This window comes from uncultured Serinicoccus sp., assembly GCF_947500995.1.
Lineage (GTDB): Bacteria > Actinomycetota > Actinomycetes > Actinomycetales > Dermatophilaceae > Ornithinicoccus.
The window spans coordinates 128,797-152,708 of sequence record NZ_CANMUA010000001.1; the positions used below are offsets into that span (position 1 = coordinate 128,797).

At 74.8% G+C, this 23,912-nt stretch carries 19 protein-coding genes; 5 read left to right on the plus strand and 14 right to left on the minus strand.

Translation table 11 applies throughout. The annotated features are described in order from the left end of the window. Positions 1-48: 48 nt before the first annotated feature. Positions 49-993: a LysR family transcriptional regulator gene (locus tag Q0967_RS00510; protein ID WP_298747899.1), complete on the plus strand. Its 945-nt coding sequence runs from the start codon at positions 49-51 to the stop codon at positions 991-993. 118 nt (positions 994-1,111) lie between these two features. On the opposite strand, the gene Q0967_RS00515 is transcribed toward Q0967_RS00510, so the two are convergent. The 9 genes from Q0967_RS00515 to Q0967_RS00555 all read right to left on the minus strand — a co-directional run bounded on the left by Q0967_RS00515 (position 1,112) and on the right by Q0967_RS00555 (position 12,202). Continuing rightward, on the minus strand, positions 1,112-3,541 hold the full coding sequence (locus Q0967_RS00515) for a DNA internalization-related competence protein ComEC/Rec2 (RefSeq protein ID WP_298747895.1): 2,430 nt from the start codon (positions 3,539-3,541) through the stop codon (positions 1,112-1,114). A gap of 140 nt (positions 3,542-3,681) precedes the next feature. Beyond that, the gene (locus Q0967_RS00520; RefSeq protein ID WP_298747892.1) at positions 3,682-4,770 is read right to left on the minus strand and encodes a helix-hairpin-helix domain-containing protein; all 1,089 of its coding nucleotides are present in this window, start codon (positions 4,768-4,770) and stop codon (positions 3,682-3,684) included. Between the two features lie 206 nt (positions 4,771-4,976). Then, positions 4,977-5,837: a DegV family protein gene (locus Q0967_RS00525; protein WP_298747889.1), complete on the minus strand. Its 861-nt coding sequence runs from the start codon at positions 5,835-5,837 to the stop codon at positions 4,977-4,979. A 14-nt stretch (positions 5,838-5,851) separates the two neighbouring features. Next, complete coding sequence (gene leuS, locus Q0967_RS00530; RefSeq protein ID WP_298747886.1) at positions 5,852-8,779, minus strand: leucine--tRNA ligase; 2,928 nt, start codon at positions 8,777-8,779, stop codon at positions 5,852-5,854. A gap of 225 nt (positions 8,780-9,004) precedes the next feature. Beyond that, positions 9,005-9,271 carry a 30S ribosomal protein S20 gene (rpsT, locus tag Q0967_RS00535; RefSeq protein WP_058891647.1) on the minus strand — a complete coding sequence of 89 codons (267 nt, stop codon included), beginning with the start codon at positions 9,269-9,271 and terminating at the stop codon, positions 9,005-9,007. A gap of 191 nt (positions 9,272-9,462) precedes the next feature. Further along, entirely contained in the window at positions 9,463-10,437 is a 975-nt protein-coding gene (gene holA / locus Q0967_RS00540) for a DNA polymerase III subunit delta (RefSeq protein ID WP_298747880.1), read from the minus strand. Continuing rightward, positions 10,434-10,859: a DUF952 domain-containing protein gene (locus Q0967_RS00545; RefSeq protein ID WP_298747877.1), complete on the minus strand. Its 426-nt coding sequence runs from the start codon at positions 10,857-10,859 to the stop codon at positions 10,434-10,436. The genes holA and Q0967_RS00545 overlap by 4 nt, the downstream gene beginning before the upstream one ends. Before the next feature lie 46 nt (positions 10,860-10,905). Then, complete coding sequence (locus tag Q0967_RS00550) at positions 10,906-11,646, minus strand: hypothetical protein (protein WP_298747874.1); 741 nt, start codon at positions 11,644-11,646, stop codon at positions 10,906-10,908. Next, entirely contained in the window at positions 11,633-12,202 is a 570-nt protein-coding gene (locus Q0967_RS00555) for a sigma-70 family RNA polymerase sigma factor (RefSeq protein ID WP_298747871.1), read from the minus strand. Before Q0967_RS00555 ends, Q0967_RS00550 begins: the two co-directional genes overlap by 14 nt. A 167-nt stretch (positions 12,203-12,369) precedes the next feature. Here Q0967_RS00555 and Q0967_RS00560 point away from each other — a divergent pair, with 167 nt between their 5' ends. After that, positions 12,370-13,089, plus strand: a complete 720-nt coding sequence (locus Q0967_RS00560) for a CHRD domain-containing protein (RefSeq protein WP_298747869.1) — start codon at positions 12,370-12,372, stop codon at positions 13,087-13,089. Positions 13,090-13,104: 15 nt separating this feature from the next. On the opposite strand, the gene Q0967_RS00565 is transcribed toward Q0967_RS00560, so the two are convergent. Continuing rightward, positions 13,105-15,333, minus strand: a complete 2,229-nt coding sequence (locus tag Q0967_RS00565; protein WP_298747866.1) for an ATP-dependent DNA helicase — start codon at positions 15,331-15,333, stop codon at positions 13,105-13,107. A gap of 83 nt (positions 15,334-15,416) precedes the next feature. Next, positions 15,417-16,268, minus strand: coding sequence for a formate dehydrogenase accessory sulfurtransferase FdhD (fdhD, locus tag Q0967_RS00570; RefSeq protein WP_298747862.1), 852 nt, complete (start codon positions 16,266-16,268; stop codon positions 15,417-15,419). Positions 16,269-16,297: 29 nt separating this feature from the next. Here fdhD and Q0967_RS00575 point away from each other — a divergent pair, with 29 nt between their 5' ends. Next, entirely contained in the window at positions 16,298-16,876 is a 579-nt protein-coding gene (locus Q0967_RS00575) for a DinB family protein (protein ID WP_298747860.1), read from the plus strand. Positions 16,877-16,892: 16 nt separating this feature from the next. On the opposite strand, the gene Q0967_RS00580 is transcribed toward Q0967_RS00575, so the two are convergent. Then, positions 16,893-19,574, minus strand: a complete 2,682-nt coding sequence (locus Q0967_RS00580) for an MGH1-like glycoside hydrolase domain-containing protein (RefSeq protein WP_298747857.1) — start codon at positions 19,572-19,574, stop codon at positions 16,893-16,895. Positions 19,575-19,655: 81 nt separating this feature from the next. Here Q0967_RS00580 and Q0967_RS00585 point away from each other — a divergent pair, with 81 nt between their 5' ends. Further along, the gene (locus Q0967_RS00585) at positions 19,656-20,345 is read left to right on the plus strand and encodes an SDR family oxidoreductase (protein ID WP_298747854.1); all 690 of its coding nucleotides are present in this window, start codon (positions 19,656-19,658) and stop codon (positions 20,343-20,345) included. Positions 20,346-20,368: 23 nt separating this feature from the next. On the opposite strand, the gene hflX is transcribed toward Q0967_RS00585, so the two are convergent. Then, on the minus strand, positions 20,369-21,919 hold the full coding sequence (gene hflX, locus Q0967_RS00590; RefSeq protein ID WP_298747851.1) for a GTPase HflX: 1,551 nt from the start codon (positions 21,917-21,919) through the stop codon (positions 20,369-20,371). A 128-nt stretch (positions 21,920-22,047) separates the two neighbouring features. Here hflX and Q0967_RS00595 point away from each other — a divergent pair, with 128 nt between their 5' ends. Next, the gene (locus Q0967_RS00595) at positions 22,048-22,698 is read left to right on the plus strand and encodes a class I SAM-dependent methyltransferase (RefSeq protein ID WP_298747845.1); all 651 of its coding nucleotides are present in this window, start codon (positions 22,048-22,050) and stop codon (positions 22,696-22,698) included. Here the strand turns inward: Q0967_RS00595 and Q0967_RS00600 are convergent. Then, a complete protein-coding gene (locus Q0967_RS00600; RefSeq protein ID WP_298747842.1) occupies positions 22,678-23,907 on the minus strand; it encodes a cation:proton antiporter in 1,230 nt (409 codons plus the stop codon). The genes Q0967_RS00595 and Q0967_RS00600 overlap by 21 nt on opposite strands. Between the last annotated feature and the right edge of the window lie 5 nt (positions 23,908-23,912).

The window sequence follows — 23,912 nt, forward strand, 5'->3', positions numbered from 1 at the left end:
TGTCGGCGTCGCTCTGGTGACGGGCCCCCGACGACTACGATGCAGGGCATGTTCGACGCCGCAGGGCTGCGTGTGATGCGCGCCATCGCCGAGGAGGGGTCCTTCACGGCGGCTGCGACGTCCCTCGGGTACACCCAGCCGGCCGTGTCGCAGATGGTCCGCCGGCTCGAGCAGCGGGCCGGCACCGCCCTGGTGGAGCGGATCGGACGCAGCGTGCGGCTCACCGAGGCCGGGCGCCTGCTGGCCCGCCGTGCCGTCGAGATCCTGGACCGGATCGACGAGGCCGAGGCCGAGGTCGTGGCCATCGCCGGCCTCAAGGCCGGGCGCGTCCGGCTCATGGCCTTTCCCTCCTCGTCCGCGACCCTCGTGCCGCGGGCGCTGGCCCGGCTGCGCACCAGCCACCCCGCGGTGACGGTGCAGTTCAGCGAGGCCGAGCCCCCCGAGTCCCTCGCCGCCGTCCGGGCCGGGGCGGTGGACCTCGCGGTGGCGTTCGCCTACGAGGGCACCGACGCCGGCCGCGGCGAGGACGACCTGACCGGGCTGGTGGTCATGGACGTCCTGGACGACCCGGTCATGCTGGTCCTCCCCCAGGACCACGAGCTCGCCGACCAGGACGAGGTAGACCTCGGCGACCTGTCCGCCGAGCGCTGGATCGCCGGGTGCCCGCGGTGCCGCGGCCACCTGCTCACCCTGGCCGACGGCGCCGGGTTCAGCCCGGACGTGACCTTCGAGACCGAGGACTACGTCGCGGTCCTGGGGCTGGTGGCCGCCGGGCTCGGGGTCGCGCTCGTGCCCCAGCTCATCCTCAGCACCGTCTCGCACCCCGACGTGGTCGTCCGGCCGGTGTCGCCGCCCTCGCGCCGCACCGTGCAGGTCGTGACGACCCCGGACCTGCAACGCGTGCCGGCCGTCGCGGCCACGCTCGAGGCGCTCTGCCACAGCGCCCGGGAGCTGGGCGGGTCCCCGTGCGCGCACGTGACCCCCACCCCCTGACCCCACTCGTCCGTCAGCGGGGACCAGGTCGCGATCGTCCGCGCCAGCCGCCCCTCGTCGGCTCCCGGCTCTCGGCTCTCGGCTCTCGGCTCTCGGCTCTCGGCTCTCGGCTCTCGGCTCACCCTCCCTCCCGGGCGTGCGGGACGAGCCGACCGCGCGCGTCGCGGACGACGGCGACGTCTCCGTGCAGGTCCGTCCTCAGCACCACGGCCCCGACCTCGGAGAGCAGGCTCAGCGCGCTGGGGGCCGGGTGCCCGAAGTCGTTGTCCTCCCCTACCCCGATGAGTGCGATCTCCGGACGCGCCTCGCGCACCAGCCCCTCGTCCTGCGCCGCCGAGCCGTGGTGGGCCACCTTGAGCACGTCGTAGTCCCGACCCTCGGTGACCCGAGCGACCAGCCGGGCACTCTCCGGCTCCAGGTCACCGGTCATGAGCACCCGCGCCCCGGACACCTCGACGTCGAGGACGATGCTGGCGTTGTTGGCCGCCGAGTCTCCCGCGGGCGGCCGTGGCGTGGGCCAGAGCACGGTGACGACGGTGTCGCCCCAGGTCCACCGGTCACCCGGCTGCGCCACCCTGAGGGGTATGCCCGCCGCGCTCACCTGATCCGCGACGGACGCCGCCGACTGGGCCGGCTCCTGGACCGGCGTGACCAGCACCTCATCCACGTCGGCCGCACCGAGCACCGCCGGGAGACCGCCGACATGGTCGCTGTGGAAGTGCGTCAGCACGAGCAGCTCGACCCGGCGCACGCCCAGCGACCGCAGGCAGTCCGCCATCGCCGACGGGTCGGGGCCGGTGTCGACCACGACGGCCCGGCCGGCACCACTGGGGACCACGAAGGCGTCGCCCTGCCCGACGTCGCAGCCCACCACGACCCAGCCGGGAGGTGGCCACTCCTGGAGACCGGGCAGCGGAGCCACCCACCCCAGCACCGCGCAGCCCGCGGCGACGGCCACCCAGGGACGACGGCTCAGCTGGTGCGACCACCAGCCCCAGCTGAGAAGGACAGCCAGGGTCACCGCGGCCAGCGCCCAGGCCCCGACCACGCCGTCCCACCACTCCAGCGTCCCGCCGGGCAGGCGCGAGCACACCCGGGCGATGCGGCCGATGGCCCAGGCGGGTGCCGCCGCGAGCCAGGCCACCGCTGTCGCCAGCCGTATGGAGAGCGGGGCCAGCAGCGCGGCGACGACGCCGAGGATCGTGGTCGGCGGGACCAGCGGCGCCGCCGCGAGGTTGGCCAGCACGGCGACCGTGGTGACGGTTCCCTGGAGCAGCACGATGACGGGGGCACAGATCACCTGGGCGGCGAGCGGCACCGCAGCCGCCCGCGCCGGCAGCGCCGCCCAGCGCGGCACCCTGGCGGCCATCGCGAGCCCCCACGGACGCGCCCACAGGACCAGGCCGAGCGTGGCGAGCGTGGACAGGGCGAAGCCGTAGGAGCGGGCCAGCCAGGGGTCGAGGTAGAGGAGGAAGATGACGGCCGCACCGAGGGTCGGCAGGCTCGCCCGTCGCCGACCCCCCGTGAGGGCCATCAGCCCGACCGCGCCCATGACCCCCGCCCGCAGGACCGAGGGCTCCGGGCGGCAGAGCAGGATGAACCCGAGCAGCGCGGCGAGCACCACCGGCAGCCGCCACCGGCGCGGCAGGCCCAGCCGGGCGGCGAGCAGGACGACCCCACCCGCCACGATCGCGACGTTGCTCCCGCTGACCGCAGACAGGTGGGTCATCCCGGTGTCGCGCATGGCCTGCGTGAGGTCCGGGGGCGTCAGCGAGGTGTCGCCGATCACCAGCCCCGGCACGAGACCCCGGGCGTCCGCCGGCAGCGGGTCCACGGACCGGCGGAACCGGTCCCGGACGTGGTCCACGCCGCGCAGCAGCGCGGTCGGCCGGTCCAGGGTCGTGGGCGGTCCGCGAGGGACGAGGACCGCGACGGCCCGGTCGCCGGGTTCCGCCGGGGACCATCGGCCGAACGCCTCCACCCTGCTGCGCCACGCGGCCTCCTCCCAACCCTGCCCGGCGGGGGCGAAGAGGAGCACCGGGGTCCGCGGCCGGGCCGTCTGGCCACGGGCCGAGGCCCGCACGACGCGGGCCTCGAGGACGACGAGGGGTTCTCGCTCGTCCGCGCGCGCCAGCACCCGGGGCTCGGTGGTCACCACCAGCTCGACGCTGGTCACGGCCCGCTCCTGCGCCCAGCCGGCGACCGGACCGGCACGGGCGACAGCGAGGTGCAGCGCGGCGGCCCCGCACACCAGGCCCACGGCCGCCGCCGCGAGCGCCAGCACCGGCAGCACCGGGCGGCCCCGCCGTCCGGACCGGGAGGCACCGCCAGCCCACCCCGCGGAGCGCCCACCGCGGTGGGCGTACGGCGGGCCATCGACAGCGCCGCGGAGGGGACCGCGGATGCGGGGCAGGACCAGGAGGGCCACCGCCACGGTCAGGGCGCCGCCGGCGACCACCGCCGACAGCGCACCGGGCCCGGGCAGCACGCCCACCAGCACCGCCCAGGCCGTCACGGCAGGCAGGAGGAGACGCGCGTCGTGGGGCACCTCCCTCTTCTCACCCGCTGTCCGATCCGGCCCTGCCGGTCCCGCCGCCGCTGCCGTCCCTGCCGGGCCCGCCGGCGGAGCCGACCGCGCCGCCGCCCGGGCCGGTGGGCCCACCACGTCCGCCGGGACGCCCCGGCGACTCACGGTCCGACCGTGACCAGCGGCGCCAGCTGCTCCAGGGTCCGGTCGCCGATGCCGCTCACCTCCAGCAGCTCCTCGACGGCGGTGAACCCGGCATGTTCCTCCCGCCAGGCCAGGATGCGGCCGGCGGTCACCGGGCCGATGCCGGGGAGCTCCTCGAGCTCGGCCTGGGTGGCCCGGTTGAGGTCGACCAGCGCCGGGACGGCCTCAGGGCCGGTGGCCCCGCCCCCGACGACCGCCCCCGTCGTCAGGCCCCCGGGCCCTCCACCGGCGAGCCATCCCGGAGGCGGTTCCTCGCCGGGCGCACCCACCCACACCTGCTCGCCGTCGACCACGACCCGGGCCATGTTGACCGACCCGGGGTCGGCGTCGGCGGTGAGGCCGCCCGCCGCGTCGACGGCGTCGACGACCCTGGCCCCCGGCAGCAGCTCGACGACCCCCGGCGCGGCGACGTGCCCGACCACGTGGACCAGGACGGGTCCCTCCGCGGTGGGTGCCGGGGTGCCCCCGGGCCCGGACACCTGCTCAGCGGCATCCGGATCACCCGCCCCCGGCTCACCACCCGCCTCACCTTCCGCCGCTTCACCGGCCCCCGCCCGCAGGCCGGGGACACCGCCTGCCCCGCCGGGTGCCGTCGTCGACGGTCCACCACCCCCGACGAAGCCCGGTGCCGCCGGCTCCACCTGTCCCTGTGCGGGGGCCTCCGGGAGCGCCGTGGCCTGCTGCGCGACCCACCACCACCGCCCCCCGAGCACCGCGAGCACGACCACGGCGACGAGGAGCAGACCACCCACGGACCGGGCACCCACCCCGATGCTGGCGCCGCGCCCCGCTCCCGGCACCGGCACGAGCCGCACCTCACCTCCGGGCGCGTCGGGGCCGGGCAGCCCGTCCTCCGCGTGCCCGCCGCTCACGGAAGCCTCGCCGACCTCGCCGCCCCCTCCGCGCTCCCACTCGTCCGCATGCCCGTCCGCATGCTCTTCCGCCTCCCCCGCGCCGCCGTGATCCACGTCGTCGCCGACGTCGACCGCCGCCCGCCTCCTGCGGTGCCTGCCCTGGTGCAGGGCCTCCATGTCCCCCGAGTCCATGGTCGGCACGCTAGGAGCGCCACGCCCCACGCGGGAGGGGGGTGGGGCGATCTGTGGACGGCCCGGCCCCGGCGGCGCAGGGTGTGGACGACGCCCGGTGCACGGGGCAGGCCCGGCCCGACCTGTCGCCCGAGGCCGGAGGGCATCCCGACCTGTCGCCCGAGGCCGGAGGGCGGCCCGGCCTGCACCGCGGCGACCGGAGGGGCTCAGCCGGCGTCGGCCACCACGACCCCGAGGGTGCCCGGGCCGGTGTGCACCCCCAGGCTGGGGTCCAGGGGCAGCACGAGCGGGTCGAGACTTAGCCGCTCCCCCAGCCGGCCCGCCAGCCCGGCAGCGGCCTCCTCCGCGTCCAGCTCGTGCACGGCCAGCCGCGGTCGCCCGCCCTCGGCGCGCACCCGCTCGACGGCGTCGGCCACCCACGCCTCCAGCCGGGCGAGCGCCTTGCCCCGGGTCCGCACCCGCTCCGCCAGCACCACCTCGCCGTCGGCCAGGGTCAGCAGCGGCTTGATGGCCAGCGCCGACCCGAGCACGGCCTGCGACCGGCCGAGCCGGCCACCGCGACGCAGGTGCTCGAGGGTGTCGACGTAGAACCAGGCGCGCGCCCCCGCCAGCCGCCGGTGCACCAGCGCCTCGACCTCCGCCAGGGTCCCGCCGTCCGCCGCCAGCGCCGCCGCGTCCTGCGCGGCCCAGCCCAGCGTCATACCCACCGTGCGGGAGTCGAGCACCCGCACGTCGACCTCGTCGGCGACCTCCGCCGCGGCCAGCCGGGCGGCCTCGACGGTCCCGCTGACCCCGCCCGACAGGTGCACGGACACGACGGCCCGGCAGCCGGTACGACCCACCAGCTCGCGGTAGGCCTCCACGAACTCCCCGGGCGACACCCGGCTGGTGGAGACGCTGACCCGGTGCGTGCTCGGGCGCAGGGCCTCGACCACCTCCGCGTGCCCGACCTCGCGCGTGTCACCGCGGCGCCCGGCCACCATGACGTGCAGCGGGACCACCGACAGCGCCCGCACGGCCCCGGGGGGCAGGCAGCTGGCGCTGTCGGTGACGAGGGCGACGTCCATGGCGGCCGGTCGGCTCAGACGACGATGTTGACCAGGCTCGGGGCCCGCACGACGACCTTGCGCACGGGCGCCCCGTCGAGGAAGCGCTGCACCTTCTCGCTACCCAGCGCCAACGCCTCGAGGTCGGCCGCGGAGATGTCCGCCGCGACGTCGATCCGGTCGCGCACCTTGCCCTTGACCTGCACCACCGCCGTCACCGAGTCCTCCACCAGCAGGGCCGGGTCGGCCTGGGGGAACGGCGCGTAGGTGAGGTCGTCGTGACCGAGCCGCTCCCACAGCTCGGCGGCCAGGTGCGGGGCGACCGGGGCCACCATCTGCACCAGCGGCTCCACGGCGGCCCGCGGCACGGTGTCCCGCTTGGTCAGCAGGTTGTTGAGCTCGATCATCCGGGCGATCGCCGTGTTGGTGCGCAGCGCCGCGTAGTCCGAGCCCACCGCGTCGATCGTCCGGTGCAGCGCCTTGGCGAGGTCCGGGCTCGGCGTCTCGTCGGTCACCGTCACCTCACCGGTGTCCTCGTCGACCACGTTGCGCCACAGGCGCTGCAGGAAGCGCTGGCTGCCGACGACGGCCCGGGTCTCCCAGGGACGGTACTGCTCCAGCGGCCCCATGCTCATCTCGTAGACCCGGAAGGTGTCGGCGCCGAACTGCTCGACCATCTCGTCCGGGGTGACGACGTTCTTCAGCGACTTGCCCATCTTGCCGTACTCCTGGGTGACCGGCTGGCCCTGCCAGGTGAACGTCGAGGGCCCGCCGTCGGAGGAGGTGTGCTCCTCGACCTCCGCCGCGGGCACCGGGAAGCCGCGGGCGTCGCGGTAGACGTAGGCCTCGATCATGCCCTGGTTGATGAGCCGCCGGAACGGCTCCTCGCTGCTCACGTGGCCCAGGTCGAAGAGCACCTTGTGCCAGAAGCGGGCGTAGAGCAGGTGCAGCACCGCGTGCTCCACCCCGCCGACGTAGAGGTCGACCCCGCCCGGGTCGACAGCGCCCTCGGGGGCCTCGGGGACGGTCTCCTCCCGGGGTCCGATCCAGTAGCCCTCCACCGCCGGGTCGACCGGCGCGGCGGCGTTCTCCGGGTCCAGGTAGCGCAGGTAGTACCAGCACGACCCGGCCCAGTTGGGCATGGTGTTGGTCTCGCGGCGCACCGGCACCGGCCCCCGCCCGTCGCCGAGGTCCATCGTCGTGTGCACCCAGTCGGTGGCACGCGCCAGCGGCGCCTCCGGCTCGGAGTCGGCGTCGTCGGCCTCGAAGGTGCGCGGGGCGTAGTCGGGGACGTCCGGCAGGGTCACCGGCAGCTGGTCGTCGGGCACCGCGTGGGCCACCCCGTCCTCGTCCCAGACCACCGGGAACGGCTCACCCCAGTAGCGCTGCCGGCTGAACAGCCAGTCCCGCAGCCGGTAGGTCACGGTCGCGCGACCGCGGCCGGTCTGCTCCAGCCAGGCGATGATGCGCTCCTTGGCGTCCTCCACCCCCAGCCCGTCGAGGCTGACCTCGTCGTTGGCCGAGTTGATCGCCGGGCCCTCCCCCGTGAAGGCCTGGTCCTCCGGGTGGTCCGGTGTCGGCTGCACGGTGCGCACCACCGGCAGGTCGTAGGCCAGCGCGAAGTCCCAGTCGCGCTCGTCCTGCCCCGGCACCGCCATGATCGCGCCGGTCCCGTAGCCCATGAGCACGTAGTCGGCGACGAAGACCGGCACCGGCGCGCCGGTGACGGGGTTCGTCGCCCAGGCGCCGCTGAAGACGCCGGACTTCGCCTTGCCCTCGGTCTGCCGCTCGACGTCGCTCTTGGCCGCGGCCTGGCGCTGGTATGCCGTGACCGCCTCGCGCGGGGTCGGCGCGCCACCGGTCCACGCGTCCTTGGTGGCGGCCGGCCACGCGTCGGGCACGATCCGCCCGACGAGCGGGTGCTCGGGCGCCACCACCATGAAGGTCGCCCCGAAGAGGGTGTCGGGCCGGGTGGTGAAGACCTCCAGGGACGCCTCCCCACCGGTCGTGGTCGGGACCGGGAAGGCCACCTGGGCACCGGTCGAGCGACCGATCCAGTGGCGCTGCATGAGCCGCACCCGCTCCGGCCAGTCCAACCGGTCCAGGTCGTCGGTGAGGCGGTCGGCGTAGGAGGTGATGCGCATCATCCACTGCGACAGGTTGCGCTTGAAGACGGGCAGGTCGCCGCGCTCGGACCGGCCGTCGGCGGTGACCTCCTCGTTGGCCAGCACCGTGCCCAGGCCGGGGCACCAGTTGACCGGCGCCGCCGAGACGTAGGCCAGCCGGTAGCCGTCCAGCACCCGGGCCTGCTCGGCCCTCGAGAGCTCCCCCCAGGGACGACCGCCCGGGACCTCGCGGCTCCCGTCGGCGAACTCCTCGACGAGCTCGCTGATCGGCCGGGCGCGACCCGGCGCCGACTGCCCCGACCCGGGGCGGGGGTCCGCCTGGGGGTCGTACCACGCGTCGTGGATCTGCTGGAAGATCCACTGCGTCCAGCGCACGTAGTCCGGGTCGATGGTGGCGAAGGTGCGCCGCGGCTCGTGCGAGAGCCCGATCATCCGCATCTGCCGCCGGTAGGTCGACATCGCCTCCTCGGTCGTCACCCGGGGGTGCTGACCGGTCTGGACGGCGTAGTGCTCCGCGGGCAGCCCGAAGGCGTCGAACCCCATGGCGTAGAGCACGTTGGCGCCGGTCGTGCGCAGGAAGCGGGCGTGGACGTCGGTCGCGACGTAGCCCAGCGGGTGACCGACGTGCATCCCGGCCCCCGAGGGGTAGGGGAACATGTCCATGACCACGCGGTGCTCACGCCCGTCGGCGAGCCTCGGGTCCTCCGGCGCCGCCCAGGGGCCGGCCGGGTTGGCCGAGGCGAAGGTGTCGTCCCGCTCCCACCGGTCCTGCCAGCGGCGTTCGATGCGGCCGGCCAGCTCGGCGGTGTAGCGGTGCTCGGGGGTGCGCTCGCTCATCGTCTGCTCTCGTCTCGTTCTCGCTGCGTGGTCGTCGTCGTGCCCGGTGCATACGAAAGCCCCTCACGCAGGAGGGGCTGGCCGCGCTCGCAGGTCGGTCGTCTGCTCAGCGCGGCCCGGTAAGGAGGAGCTCGCAGCGGGTCGCCATGGTGCCGTCATGGTAGCGCAGCGGGCGCCCGCCCCGTCGGGGTGGACGCCCGCTGCCGTGCTCGGGGCGAGCGTCGCTCAGCCCCCGAGCGCGTTGAAGCGCTTGGCCATGGCCGACTTCTTGTTGGCGGCCTGGTTCTGGTGGATGACGCCCTTGGTGACCGCCTTGTCCAGCTTGCGGGAGGCGGCGTGCAGGGCGTCCGAGGCCTTGCTCGTGTCACCGCTGTCGGCGGCCTCGCGGAACTTGCGCATGAAGGTGCGCAGCTCGGACTTGTGGGCGCGGTTGCGCTCCGTGCGGGCCGCGTTCGTCTTGACGCGCTTGATCTGGCTCTTGATGTTTGCCACTGAGAACTTCCTGGTCAGTCGTTGGTCAGATGTCGTGAGGGCGACGCCCGCGCGGGGCGAACTGGCGTGGGGATACCTGGCGATGCCCGGTGCGCGGGATGGTGCGGATGGTCCTGCGAGCGCGCACGACCGAGCGCGCACGCAACAGCCAAGGCTAGCAGCGCGACGGCTCCTGACCCAAGTCGCGCCGATCAGCCGTTGCGCTGCCGACAGACCTCCAGCACCGCGCGCTCCACGGCATACTCCGGGCTGCGGACGCTCGCCTCCGTCCGGATGCCGCCCTTGACGTCGACATCAGCCTGAGCGACGGCCTGGATGGCGCGGCCCAGACGCTCGCCGTCCCAGCCCTGGCTGACGCGTCGCGCGGCGTCCACCTGCCACGGGGCCATGCCCAGGTCGCGGGCGAGCTGGGCCGACCCGCCGCGACCGGCGGAGGCCACCTTGCCCACCTGCCGCAGCTGCATGGCCAGCACCGCCACGATGGGCACCGGGTCCAGGCCCCCGAGCATCACGTGCCGGAGCAGGGCCATCGCGGTCGCCTCGTCGCCCTGCAGGGCCGCCTCGGCGACCCGGAAACCGGTCGTCTCGACCTTCTCGCCGTAGTAGGTCGTCACGTCGTCGACCTCGACCAGGCCCTCGACGTCCCGGACGAGCTGCTCGCACGCCGAGGCGAGCTCGCGCAGGTCCTTGCCGACCGCGAGCACGAGGGCACCCACCGCCTCCGGCGCGATCTTGCGCCGGGCGTCCCGGAACTCGCCGGTGACGAAGTCGTGCTTGTCGCGGTCGGTCTTGACGGCCTTGGCCTCGATGACCCTGGCACCCCCCTTGCGCATCGTGTCCAGCACCCGCTTGCCGCGGTTGCCCGACTTGTGCCGCACCACGAGGGTCACCGCGTCGGAGGGCTGCTCGAGGTAGCTGGTCAGGTCCTCGACCAGCGCGTCGTCGGCCTCGTCCAGGTCGTGGACGACGATGACGCTCCAGCCGCCGAACAGGCTGGGGCTGGCATGGACCAGCAGCTCGCCGGCCTGGTAGCTCGAGGGGTGCACGCGGATGAGGTCCACCTCCGGCTCGGACGCCCGCACCGCGGCGAGGACCGAGTCGACCCCGCGCTCGGCCCGGAGGTCCTCCGGGCCGGTGATGAGCGCCAGGGACGGCGGCGCGCTCATCGCTGCCCCTCCGCGGCGACCGGCTCCCAGGGCCCGAGCTCCAGCCAACCCCGCTCCACGCGGGCGGGACGCACGCGCCGCACGGCGGCCACCGGCAGCGGACCGTAGAGGTGGGGGAAGTGCTCGGACCCGGGCTCGGCAGGATCCGCCGGCTCGACGCGGACCTCCACCTCGTGCCGGGCGAGCACCGCCGGGTCGATCTCGAGCACCAGCAGCGGCTCGCTCGCCCCGGAGTAGAGGGCACGGGCGACACCGGGCAGCTGATCGGGCCGGCTCGCGTGGATGAAGCCGACCTCCGCCAGCCCGGCGCCACGGGTGGACCGGTCATAGCTCCCGGTGCCCAGCGCCCGCTCCCACTCGGCCTCCTCGGCGAGGTGCCACAGCGCCCCGAGGGCCTCTCCCGGCTGCTCCTGCTCGCTCATGGGCGCCACTCTGCCACGCGGGTCGGACAGAGCCGGCACACGTCGGTCAGGCCTCGACCGGGGGCAGCGGGGCGCGGGCCCAGACCTGCCCGCCGGCCGTGACCACGAGCACCTCCGCGACGTCCTCGCGCAGGATCGCGGCGTTGAGCTCGCAGTCGAGCGGGTCGCGGGTGCCCAGGAAGCTGCCCGAGCCCGTCCGCCCACCGGACCGGTCGAGGAGCACGACGTCGTAGACCACCCCGGGATCGGCCCCGTCGACGACCCAGACCGTCTCGGTGCCCCAGGTGTGGGCGACGACCCCGAGGTCGACCTGGACGCCTGGTGCCACGTCCTCGACCTGGGCCCGCTCGAGCGCGCCCAGCGTGCCCGGGTCCCCCTCCGGGGTGCCGGGGCGCAGGCGGCGCACGACGTCCTGGCCCACGGCCCCGGTGGCCACGAGCCCGGCGGCCGCCAGCCCGAAGAGGGCACGGCGACCCGGCCTCGGCCCGCTGTCCCCGCCCCTGCGCGCCTCCGCCAGGTCCTGCCCGGCAGGCGGGACCTCCTCCGAGGCGATCTGCTCCTGCGCCCTGCGCAGCACCGCCGGGGACGGGGGCGGGACCATCGAGGCCTCGTCCCAGCCGTCCAGCTGCTGCAGGGCCTCCAGGGTCGACCGCAGCTGGGCGATCTCCGCGTCCACGGTGGGGTCCGCCGCGCGCAGGACCGCGAGCCGCTGCCGCTGGACGTCGTCCAGCGTCCCGTCGGCCGCGGCCAGCACCAGCTCCTCCCGGTCGCCCTCAGGCGTCGTCATGGTCGGCCTCCTCGGTGAGGATCCCGCGCAGGGCGCGCAGGGCGTAGTACATCCGGCTGCGCAGCGTCCCGACGCCGACCCCGGTGAGGTGGGAGAGCTCGTCGTAGGACAGCCCGCGCACCTGCACCTCCACGACGACCTGGCGGTGCTCGGGGCTGAGCCGGGCCAGCCCGGCCAGCAGGGTGACGCGGTCGGCCACCTGGGCGTCCACCCCCGGCTGCGGCGCCGGCTCGGGCGGCACCGCACGCACCTCCACGGGCCGCCGCGACCGGGCCCGGGCGCTGTCGATGATGACGCGTCGGGCGATGGCGACGAGCCAGGTGCGCTCCGACCCCCGCTCGGCGCGGAAGGTGTCCCGGGCGCGCCAGGCCCGCACCAGGGTCTCCTGCACGCAGTCCTCGGCCGCGTGCCGGTCACCGAGGGCGTTGACCGCGAGGCCGAGCAGCAGCGACCCGTGCTCGTCGAAGGCGCGAGCGACGTCGAAGTCCCGTCGGCTCAGCGGTCTCGCCTCCCGTGGCGCAGCGCGGTCCAGCACAGCGAGGCCGGCCGTGGTCATGGTCCACTCCCTCCTGCTGGTCGTCGGAGGGGTATACGTCGGCGGGGTCCGCGACGTTCGACCAGTCTCGCAGAACGATCTGGAGTCGCGATGAACGCGTGGAGGTGTGGCGACGTATACCCCTGCACACCGGCCCTGAAGCGGGGCCGACCACGATGGGAGTCAGCATGAGCACGACGAACACCGCCCGTCCGACCCGCCGCGGCCTGACCGCCACCGCGAGCGGCCTCGGGGCCCTCGCCCTCGTGGCCGCCGGCACCCTCCCGGCCGCCGCCGAGACCGAGGTCGAGATGCCCGACACGTTCACCTCCGCCTTCTCGGTGACCGCCACGCCGGAGAACGTGGTGGACGGCGACGGCAACCCCGCTCCGGGTGAGGAGGGCGCCATGGGGATGTTCACCTTCATGATCAACTCCGACGAGGAGATCATCTGCTACGACATCGAGCTCACCGGCGTCACCGGCGAGTACGACAGCCCCGCCAAGACGGCGACCCACGTCCACCGGGCCAACGCTGGCGAGGGCGGCCCCCCGCGCCTGGCCTTCCCCAACCCGACCGGTGACGGGGACGTGCGCACCAGCGCGGGCTGCCTGCAGGGCCCCTTCACCACCGGGCTGGAGGGCGATGACGGCAACGACACCGCCGAGGGCTTCTCGCTCGCCGAGATCGAGGCCAACCCGGCCGGCTTCTCCGCCGACACCCACACCTCCGAGTTCCTGCCGGGCGCCGTGCGCGGGCAGCTGCAGGAGATCCCGGTCGGCGGCGCGGAGACCGGCGGCGAGGCCCCCGGCACCGGCGACCCGCTGCTCATCGGTCTGGGTGCCGGCGTCATGGCGCTCGGTCTCGGTGGTGCGATGCTGGCGGCCCGCGGACGTCGCCAGCACTGAGCGACACCCCTGCGGCTAGGCCGACCTGGTCGCCTCCCCGGCCTCCTCCAGCTCCAGACCGAGCTGGGTGAGCCGGGCGGTGACCAGGTCGGGCGCCAGGCCGAGGTGGTCGGCCAGCTCGGTGAGGCCCACGCCCGACTCGACGCCGTCGCGCAGCTCCTCGTCCTGCTCGTCGGTCCAGGCGTGGCCACCGGTCACGGCGGTGCGGGGCGAGCGCGCCACCGGCACCGCCCCGGCTGCCTCCACGAGCGGGGCCCCGCCGAGGCCCCGCGCCCCGGGCTCGGCGACCGGCACCGGGTCGGGCGCGGTCTCGTCCAGCCGCCGCAGGGCCCCCAGCACGAGCGCGGTGTCGGTGGTGGGCCAGAAGGGGGGCAGGGAGCGCTGGAGGAAGCCGGCATACCTCGCGCTGATCATCCGCGAGTCGAGGAAGGCGACGACACCGCGGTCGTCCCCCCGGCGGATGAGCCGCCCCGCGCCCTGGGCGAGGCGCAGCGCGGCGTGCGTGGCCGAGACCGCCATGAAGCCGTTGCCGCCCATCCGGCCGATCGCCTCGGTGCGGGCCGAGGTCAGCGGGTCGTCGGGTCGCGGGAAGGGGATGCGGTCGACGAGGACGAGCTGGCAGGCCGAGCCGGGGACGTCCACCCCCTGCCACAGCGAGAGCGTGCCGAACAGGCACGCGGCGGGGTCGGAGGCGAACTCGCGCACCAGGGTCGGGAGCTGGTCGTCCCCCTGGCAGCGGATGGTGATGCCCGTGTCGGACAGCCGGCTGCGCATCTCCTCGGCCGCCGCCTCCGCGGCCCGCCTCGAGCTGAACAGCCCCAGCGTGCGCCCCCCGGCCGCCCGGACGAGCTGCTCCATCTCGTCGAAGACCGCCGGTCCGGCCCCGTCGCGCCCCGGCGGAGGCAGGTGCGCGGCGACGTAGGCGATGGCCTGGGCGGGGTAGTCGAAGGGCGAGCCGACGTCCAGGCCCTCCCAGGCCGGGGCGCCCGGGCCGCGCAGCCCGATGGTGCCCGCCACGGCGTCGAAGGTGCCGCCCAGCTCCAGCGTCGCCGAGGTGAGGACGACGGTGCGCTCCTGGAAGATCTTGTCGCGCACCATCATCGCCACGCTCATCGGGGCGACCCGCAGCACCCCGCCGCGCCGCTGGTCGTGGGTGATCCACACGACGTCCAGCTCGGCCTCGCCGAGGACCCGCTCGCTCGTGTCGAAGACGTCCTGGACCGCGGCCATCGCCACCTGCGTCGACCCGTCGGCCTCGGCGCCCTTCTCCGGCCGGATCTCGCTCAGGGTGGCGCGGGCGGCGTCCCGGACGAGCTGCAGCGCGGTCACCAGGCGGTCCGGCAGCGCCGCGAGCTTGCCCTCGGGCAGGTCGGCCAGCGCGGCCTCCAGCAGCTCGGTCGTCTCGGCCAGGCGCTCGGCGGCCTCGCCCTTGCCCGCCCGCCGCGCCGCCACCGAGACCGTCGAGGCCGTCAGCTCGTCGGTGATGGTGGAGGTGACCCGGTCGGTGAGCTCGTGGGCCTCGTCGACGACGAGCAGGTCGTGCTCGGGCAGCATGAACCGCCCCTCGAAGGCGTCGATCGCCATGAAGCTGTGGTTGGTGACGATGACGTCGACCTCACCCGCGGCCTCGCGGGAGCGCTCGACGAAGCAGTCGGCCACGACGGGGCACCGGCTCCCCAGGCACTCGTGCGAGGTGACCGAGACCTGCCGCCAGGCCCGGTTGCTCACACCGGGCACGAGCTCGTCACGGTCCCCGGACTCGGTGAGCTCGGCCCACTCCCTCAGCCGGCTCACCTCGTCACCGAGGCGGGAGCGCTCGCGGTCCACCTGGCCCATCGCCAGCAGGGCGTCCTCGTCGTCGTCCGGGAATCCACCGACGAGCTTGTGCTGGCACAAGTAGTTGGACCGGCCCTTGACCAGCGCGAACGTCGGCCGACGACCCAGCAGCGGCGCCAGGGCCTGCGAGATGCGCGGCAGGTCGCGGTCGACGATCTGGGCCTGCAGCGCGAGGGTGGCGGTGGCGACGACCGCGGGCTTGCCGGTCCGGACGGCGTGCGCGATCGCCGGCACGAGATAGGCCAGAGACTTGCCGGTGCCCGTCCCGGCCTGGACGAGCAGGTGCTCCTCGCGCTCGACGGCCCGCTCGACCGCCTGCGCCATCTGCAGCTGGCCGGGGCGCTCGGTGCCCCCGACCCCACCGACGGCTGCCGCGACGAGGGCGTCGAGCTCGGGGGTGGTGGGCATGGCCCCAGGGTATGCCGTGGCCCCGCCCCGTGCAGACGCCGTCCACAGCCGGCTGCACGCCCCGGTCGGTGCCCCCGCCCTGCTCAGGCCTCGACGACCAGGACGCGCTCGCCGCCGGTGTAGACGTTGAGGCTGCGGCCCCGGTTGAAGCCGACGAGCGTGAGGCCGACCTCCTCGGCCAGCTCCACCGCCAGGGAGGACGGTGCGGAGACCGCGGACAGGACCGGTATGCCGGCCAGCGCCGCCTTCTGCACGAGCTCGAAGGACGCGCGGCCGGAGACCTGCAGGACCGCGCCGGGCAGCGGCATACCCCGCTCCCGCAGCGCCCAGCCCACCACCTTGTCGACGGCGTTGTGCCGCCCGACGTCCTCGCGCAGGCACACCAGGTCGAGCCCCGGGCCCTCCGCGCCCGGCACGAAGAGCCCGGCCGCGTGGACCCCGCCGGTGCGGTCGAAGACGGCCTGGCTCTCGCGGAGCCGGTCGGGCAGGGCCAGCAGGTCGGCCAGCCGGAGGCGCGCCCGGTCCCTGCCCAGGTCGTGGTGGCCCGTGCGCCGCACGGACTCGATGGAGGCGGTGCCGCAGACCCCGCAGGAGGAGGAGGTGTAGACGTGCCGCTCCAGTGACGGGTCGGGCGGTGCGACACCCTCGGCGAGCCGCACGTCGACGATGTTGTAGTCCCGCAGCCCGTCCGACCCGATCCCGGAGCGGTAGTCGATCTGGTCCACGTCGTCCCACGAGGAGACGACGCCCTCCCCGTGCAGGAAGCCGACCGCCAGGTCGAAGTCGTCCCCCGGCGTCCGCATCGTCACCGAGAAGGACCGGCCGCCCACCCGGACCTCCAGCGGCTCCTCCCCCGCGAGGACGTCGGCCCGCTCGCGCACGGCGCCCTCGGCAGTGAGGCGACGCACGCGCCGTCGCTGGGTGACCCTCGCCATACCTGCACCGTATCCCCTAGGTTCGAGGCATGGACGAGGCCGTGGACACCCTGCTGCGCTACCTGCGGGCGGGCCGGGACGCGGTCGTGTGGAAGGTCGAGGGCCTGGGCGAGCACGACGCGCGCCGCCCCCTCACCCCGACGGGCACGAGCATGCTGGGCGTCGTGACCCACCTGACCTGGGTGGACTGCGGCTACCTCGGGGCGTGCTTCGGGCGCCCCTTCCCCGAGCCCGAGCCCTGGGACCTCGACGACCCCGCGACCGACCCGAACACCGACCTCGTGGCCGACCCGGACCAGAGCCTCGAGGAGATCCTCGACCTCTACCGTCGCGCGGCCGCCTGGTCGGACCGGACGGTGGCCGAGCTCGGCCCGGAGGCGACCGGGACGGTGCCCTGGTGGCCCGAGGACCGGCGCCACCCCTCGCTGCACACCGTGCTGGTCCACCTCACCACGGAGACGCACCGGCACGCGGGTCAGCTCGACATCCTCCGCGAGCGCCTCGACGGGCGGATCGGTGCGCGGGCCGACCTGCTCAACCTCGACGTCGACACCGACTGGGCCGCGCACGTCGCGCGGGTCCAGCAGGCCGCCGACCGCTTCCGCTGAGGAGCGCCCGTCCGCCCTACCGGTTCGGTATGCCGTCCGGCGCGCAGATGAAGTGCGCCACGAGGGCGGTCCAGCCGGTCTGGTGCGAGGCGCCGAGCCCGCGCCCGTCGTCGCCGTGGAAGTACTCGCTGAAGGTGGGGTGGCCGTCCCACAGCGGCCCGCGCGGGTGGTGCCGCGGGGTGCCCGGGCGGCGACCGTCGGGGCCCGGCCGGAAGAGCGAGACGAGCCGCTCCTCGATCTCGTGGGCGACCTGGGGCATCCCCGTCCTCCGGCCGGACCCGGTCGGGTACTCCACCTCCACCCCGGCGCCCGCGCCGCGGCCGTAGATCCGCAGCGCGTCCAGCAGCAGGGCGTTGACCGGCATCCAGACCGGCCCGCGCCAGTTGGAGTTGCCCCCGAACATCCCCGAGTCGGACTCCCCCGGCACGTAGCGCAGCGACAGGTCGGCGCCGTCGACGTGCGCACCCACGCCGTCGCGGTGCGCCGCCGACAGCGAGCGGATGCCGTGCGGGGAGAGGAACTCCGCCTCGTCGAGCAACGGCCGCAGCAGCGCGGACCACTGGTCGCGGGACACCAGCGAGAGGGTGCGCCGGGCGTCCCCGCGGTGGTTGGTGTGGATGAGCGCGTCCGCGAGCTCGGGGCGCCGCTCGGTCCACCCCTGGAAGAAGTCGGTGAGGTCGGGCAGCTCGGTCGCCACCCAGTCGGGCACGAGCGAGATGCCGGCGAGCGGCAGCAGCCCGACCATCGAGCGCACCGGCATGCGATGGGCGGTGCCGTCCTCGTCGACGAGGACGTCGTGGAAGAACTCGTCGTCGGCGTCCCACAGCGAGGTGTGGTGGGTGCCGAAGTCGTCCAGCGCCTGCGCGATCGACAGGAAGTGCACGAGGAACTTGGTCGACACCTCGTCCCAGGCCGGGTCGTGCCGGGCCAGCTCGGCCGACATCCGCAGCATCTTGAGGCAGAACATCCCCATCCACGCGGTCGCGTCCGCCTGCTCGAGGCGCTGCCCGCCCGGCAACGCCTCGCTGCGGTCGAAGAGCCCGACGTTGTCCATCCCGAGGAAGCCGCCCTCGAAGACGTCCGAGCCCTCGGAGTCCTTGCGGTTCACCCACCACGGGAAGTTGAGCAGCATCTTGAGGACGATGCGCTCGAGGAAGTCCCAGTCCCGCCCGCCGTCGATGCTGTAGACCTGCCAGGCGGCCCACGGGTGCACCGGCGGGTTGACGTCGGAGAAGTTCCACTCGTAGGCCGCGAGCTGGCCGTTGGGGTTCATCACCCACTCCCGGCACATGAGCAGCAGCTGCCACTTGGCGAAGAACGGGTCGACGTGCGCGAGCGCGACGCAGTGGAAGGCCAGGTCCCAGGTGGCGAACCACGGGTACTCCCACTCGTCCGGCATCGAGATGACCTCGGCGAGGTTGACGTGCCGCCAGCGGGTGTTGCGTCCGGTCTGCCGGGTATGCCGTCCCGGTGGCGGGGGCGGCTGGCCTGGGTCGCCCTCGATCCAGCGCGGGACGTCGTAGAGGTAGAGCTGCTTGCCCCACTGCAGCCCGGCGAAGGCCCGGCGCGCGATGAGCACGTCCTGCTCGCCGGTCCCTGCGGGGATGACCGCGGCGTAGAACTCCTCGCACTCCTGCGCACGGGCGGCGAGGACCTCGTCGAAGGCGGGCGCCCCCGACGGCCCGCTGCCGGCCTCGGCCTCGGCCAGGCGCAGCCGCACCGTGACGCTCGCGCCGGGACCGACCTCGCCCAGGTCCCACCACAGCCCGACCTTGGTGCCGGTGCCGGCCGGGTTGCCCGCGTCCACCTGCCCGTGGACGACGGCGCGGCCCACCGCGTCCTTGGGGTGGGCGCTGGCGCCGTCGGGCACGGCGTCCGGGCCGTAGAGCGTGGCCAGCTGGGTGTCGTTGTCGCAGAACACGAGGGCCGGCGCCATCCCCTCCGCACCGGCGCCGCCCTCCGCGGTGAGTCGCACCCGCCCGAGCGCGTGGTGCTCGGCCAGCACCTCGGCATACCCCTCGCCCTGCTCGCCGGCCCACAGCCGGGGGCGGCGGTCGTCCAGCCCCCACGACCACGTGTTGCGGAACCACAGCTGCGGCACCAGGTGCAGCGGCGCGGCGTCCGGCCCGTGGTTGGTGGCGGTGACCTCGACGCACAGGTCGCCCGGGCCGGCCTTGGCGTGGGTGACCTGCACGTCGAAGAAGCGGTCCTCGTCCAGCACCCCCGTGTCGGCGAGCTCGTACTCCTCCTCGCCCACCCCGCGCTCCCCGTTGACCCGCACGAGCTCCTCGTAGGGGAAGGCGGCCTGCGGGTAGCGGTAGAGCCACGAGGCGTAGCTGTGGGTCGGCGTCCCCTCCAGCGCCCACCAGTACTCCTTGACGTCCTCGCCGTGGTTGCCCTGCGGGTTGGTCAGCCCGAAGAGGCGCTCCTTGAGCCGGTCGTCCCGGCCGTTCCACAGCGCCAGGCCGAGGGTGAGGAAGCCGTCCACGTCGCACACCCCCGCCAGACCGTCCTCGCCCCAGCGGTAGGCGCGCAGGTGGCTGTGGTCGAAGGGGAACGAGCGCCACGCGTCCCCGTCGGCGCTGTAGTCCTCCCGCACCGTCCCCCACTGACGGGCCGACACGTAGGGCCCCCAGCGCCGCCACGCGGCGCGCGGGTCGTCGGACTCGGCGAGACGGTCGTGCTCCGCGGTGCTCACGCCCGCAGCCTGGCACACCGGCGCGCACCCGGACGACCGGCCGACGCGACGCCGGGGTCGCGCCCGTCTAGCGTTGGGGGTATGCCGCAGCGAGACCTCGCCGACCTGCGCGTCGCCGTCGTGGGTGCCAGTGGCGCCCTCGGGTCGCGCATCGCCCACCAGCTCGCCGACCAGGGCGCTCGCCTGCTGCTCGTGGGCCGCGACGAGCAGCGTCTGCGCGACGCCGGCCCGGAGGCGCCGGTCGTCGTGGCGGACCTCGTCGACGCCGGCACCGGCGACCTCGTCGCCGAGGCCGCGAGGGAGCACCTCGGCGGCCTGGACGGCGTCGTCAACGCCGCGGGCGTCGCCGCGTTCGGGTCCCTCGTGGACACCCCGGACGAGGTCATCGAGGAGGTCTTCGCGACCAACGTCATCGGCCCCGCCTTCCTGCTGCGCCGGCTGCTGCCGCTCCTGCAGGAGTCCCAGGGCTTCGTCGTCAACCTCAGCGCGGTCCTGGCCGAGCGCCCCATGGCGGGCATGGGCGCCTACTCGGCGAGCAAGGCCGCCCTCACGGCGCTGGACCGAGCGCTGGCGAGCGAGCTGCGCCGGGCCAGGGTGCGGGTGCTCGACGTGCGCCCGCCGCACACCGAGACCGGCCTGGTCGACCGGGCCATCCACGGGCAGCCCCCGCGGCTGCCCGACGGTCTCGCGCCGGACGCCGTCGCCGCCCGCGTGGTGCAGGCCGTCGCCGAGGACGCCTCGGACCTGGGCTCGGACGGCTTCGACGGCTGACCCCGCGAGGGGGCCGGCGGTGCTCAGACCGCGTAGCCGCTCAGCTGGCCGTGCAGGTCGGGGTCGACCTTGGCCTCCAGCCGGGTGCCCTCGGCGGTGTGCTCCTCGGTGAGGATCTCGCCTTCGTCGTGCAGCCGGGCGACGAGGTCGCCCCGGTCGTAGGGCAGCAGGACGTCCACGAGGATCTCCGGGCGGGGCAGCGCGGCCTCGACCGCCTCGATCAGCTCGGTGACGCCGTCGCCGGTCCTCGCCGACACGACGACCACCCGCGGGTAGGCCCGGCGCAACCGGTCCAGCACCTCGGGGTCGGCGAGGTCGGCCTTGTTGACCGCCACGACCTCGGGGATCTTCAGGGCCGAGCCCTCGTCGATCTCCGCGAGCACCGCGTGCACGGCGTCCACCTGGCCCTCCGGGTCCGGGTGCGAGCCGTCGACGACGTGCAGCAGCACGTCGGCGTCCGCGGCCTCCTCCAGCGTGGAGCGGAAGGCCTCGACCAGCTGGTGCGGCAGCCGCTTCACGAACCCGACGGTGTCGGAGAGGGTGTAGCCGCGTCCGTCCTCGCTCTCCGTGCGCCGGACCGTGGTGTCCAGGGTGGCGAAGAGCTGGTTCTGGACGAGGACGCCCGCGCCGGTCAGCCGGTTGAGCAACGAGGACTTGCCGGCGTTGGTGTACCCGACGATCGCCACGCTCGGGACCTTGTGGGTCCGTCGCGAGGAGCGCTTGGTGTCGCGGACCGTCTTCATCGCCGTGATCTCCCGGCGGAGCCGGGCGATGCGGGTGTTGATCCGGCGCCGGTCCAGCTCGATCTTGGTCTCACCGGGGCCGCGCGAGCCGATGCCCTCACCGCCGGCCACCCGGCCACCGGCCTGGCGGGACATCGACTCACCCCAGCCGCGCAGGCGCGGCAGGAGGTACTGCAGCTGCGCCAGCTCGACCTGGGCGCGGCCCTCCTTGCTCTTGGCGTGCTGGGCGAAGATGTCGAGGATGAGCGCGGTGCGGTCGATGACCTTGACCTTGACGACGTCCTCCAGCGCGCGCCGCTGGGACGGGCCGAGCTCGCCGTCGCACACGACGGTGTCGGCGCCCTCCGCGGCCACGATCTCCCGCAGCTGCGCGGCCTTGCCGCTGCCCAGGTAGGTCGCGGGGTCCGGCTTCTGCCGACGCTGGATGACCCCGTCGAGCACGGTCGACCCGGCGGTCTCGGCCAGCGCGGCGAGCTCGCGCAGCGAGTTCTCCGCGTCCTCGAGGGTGGTCTGGCCGTTGTCCTCCCACACGGAGGCCAGCACGACCCGCTCCAGGCGCAGCTGGCGGTACTCGACCTCGGTGACGTCCTCGAGCTCGGTGGACAGCCCGGCGACCCGGCGCAGCGCGGCGCGCTCCTCCCGGTCGAGCTGGTCGCCGTCCCGGTCCAGGTCACCGCGCGCGCCCGGGTCCGCGCCCTCGGGCGTCTGCCCCCAGCTGCCCCAGTCGCCCTCGTGCAGGTCGATCGCGTCGTCGTCGATGAGGGCCTCGGCGCGACGGTCGAGCAGGCGGGCGCCGTCGGTGCCGGTCGGGTCGGTGCGTGGTGCGGTCATAATCTCCTTCGGGTCGTGCAGACGGTATGCCTGCGGCCGGCTCCCCGCCAGCCTCTCACCAGGTCAACGCCGCGGGCCACCGATTTGTTGCCTCGGGCGGTGCTGCCGACGTGGGAGACTGGCCGCCGATGAGCACGGACGACGACACCCCCCAGCAGCCGGTCGACCACTACTTCTCCGCCCGGCCCGCCTCCGCGGACGCCCTGCGCCCCCTGACGGTGCGCCTGGCCGGCCGTGACCACGAGGTGGTCACGGCCGCCGGCATCTTCTCCCCCGACGGCATCGACAAGGGGACCCGCGTCCTGCTCGAGCACGCGCCGGCGCCCCCGGCGCAGGGACGGTTCCTCGACCTCGGGTGCGGCTGGGGGCCGCTCGCGCTCACGCTGGCCCTGGAGTCCCCCGACGCCCGGGTGCACGCGGTGGACGTCAACGAGCGGGCGCTCGACCTCACCCGCCGCAACGCCGCGCTCGTCGGAGACGCGGACGTCGTGGTGACCCGGCCGGAGGACGTCGACCCGGACGTCCGCTTCGACCTGGTGTGGTCCAACCCCCCGATCCGCGTCGGCAAGCGGGCGCTGCACGAGCTCCTGCTCACCTGGCTCCCCCGGCTGTCGGACCAGGAGGAGGCAGCGGCATACCTCGTCGTCCAGAAGAACCTCGGTGCCGACTCCCTGCAGGCGTGGCTGTCGTCGACCCTGCCGGGGTCCATGGGGCCGGTGCGGGTCACCCGGGAGGCCAGCAGCAAGGGGTTCCGGCTGCTACGCGTCGGCCGGGACTGAGCGGCTCCGCCCGGCGGGGCGGGCGAGGAACGGGAAGATGAGCACCGTGAAGGCACCGGCGGCGACGAGCACCGCGGCGACCTCGCCGGGGATGAGGTCGCGGGAGACGCCGAGCTCGGTGACCGCCACGATGATCGGCAGCCCGGTCGACGCGTAGAGGGCCAGTCGCCGCCGGTCGGCCGGGTCGGTCAGCCCGGAGCCGGTCCGGGTGAACCGCTCGCGCAGCCAGACGGGGCCACCGCGCAGCGCCAGGATCATGACGACCAGGGCCAGCAGCAGGAACGGCTGCTCGACGACCGCCGCGACGTCGACGTTCATGCCGGAGGTGACGAAGAACACCGGCACGAAGAAGCCGTAGGCAGCCCCCTCCAGACGCTCCTCGTAGCTCTCGAAGCCTCGGGGGCGGATCGCCCGGACGATGAAGCCGGCGGCGAAGGCCCCGAGCACGACGTCGAGCTCGAAGACGCTGGCCGCGGCCATGAGCGTGAGCAGCAGCCAGAACGTCACCCGGATCGCGGTCTGGGCGGTGGTGTCGGCGCCCTCCACCAGGGCCGCCCGGATGCCCGGGACCCGCATCACCAGGCGGTGCGGGACGACCGCCACGAGTGCGGCGACCGCGAAGAAGGCCAGCAGGACACCCGCCGAGACCCAGGTCGACCGGGTCGAGAGGAGCAGCGCCATGGCCACGACCGGCATGAGCTCACCCACGGCCCCGTGCGTGAGCACGGCCGTCCCGAGCGGGGAGTCCAGCTGGCCCCGGTCCTTGAGGATCGGCAGCAGGGTCCCCAGCGCGGTGGACGTGACCGCGATGGCCAGCACGGTCGCGGCGGCCAGGCTCTCCGCCGGGATGAGCGCCCAGGCCAGGCCCAGGGCCAGGGCGAGGCACAGCAGCCACGTGAGCGCCGCCTGCCGCCCCTGGCGGGCCCGCAGGGTCGCCGGGTCGATCTCGGTGCCGGCGAGCAGGAAGAGCAGCCCCAGGCCGATCTCGCGCACCAGCCCCACCCCGGGTCCGACCTCCGCGAGCGCCAGCACGCCCGGCCCGATGAGGCATCCGAGGGCCAGGAGCACCACGACGTCCGGCAGCAGCCCGCGCGAGGCCCGCACCAGGACCGGTGACACCACGAGGACGCAGCCGATCCAGAACATCGACAGCAAGGCGGTGTCCGAGGTGGGGGACGCCGAGGGGGCGGCGAGCGGGACGAGCTCCATGGCGC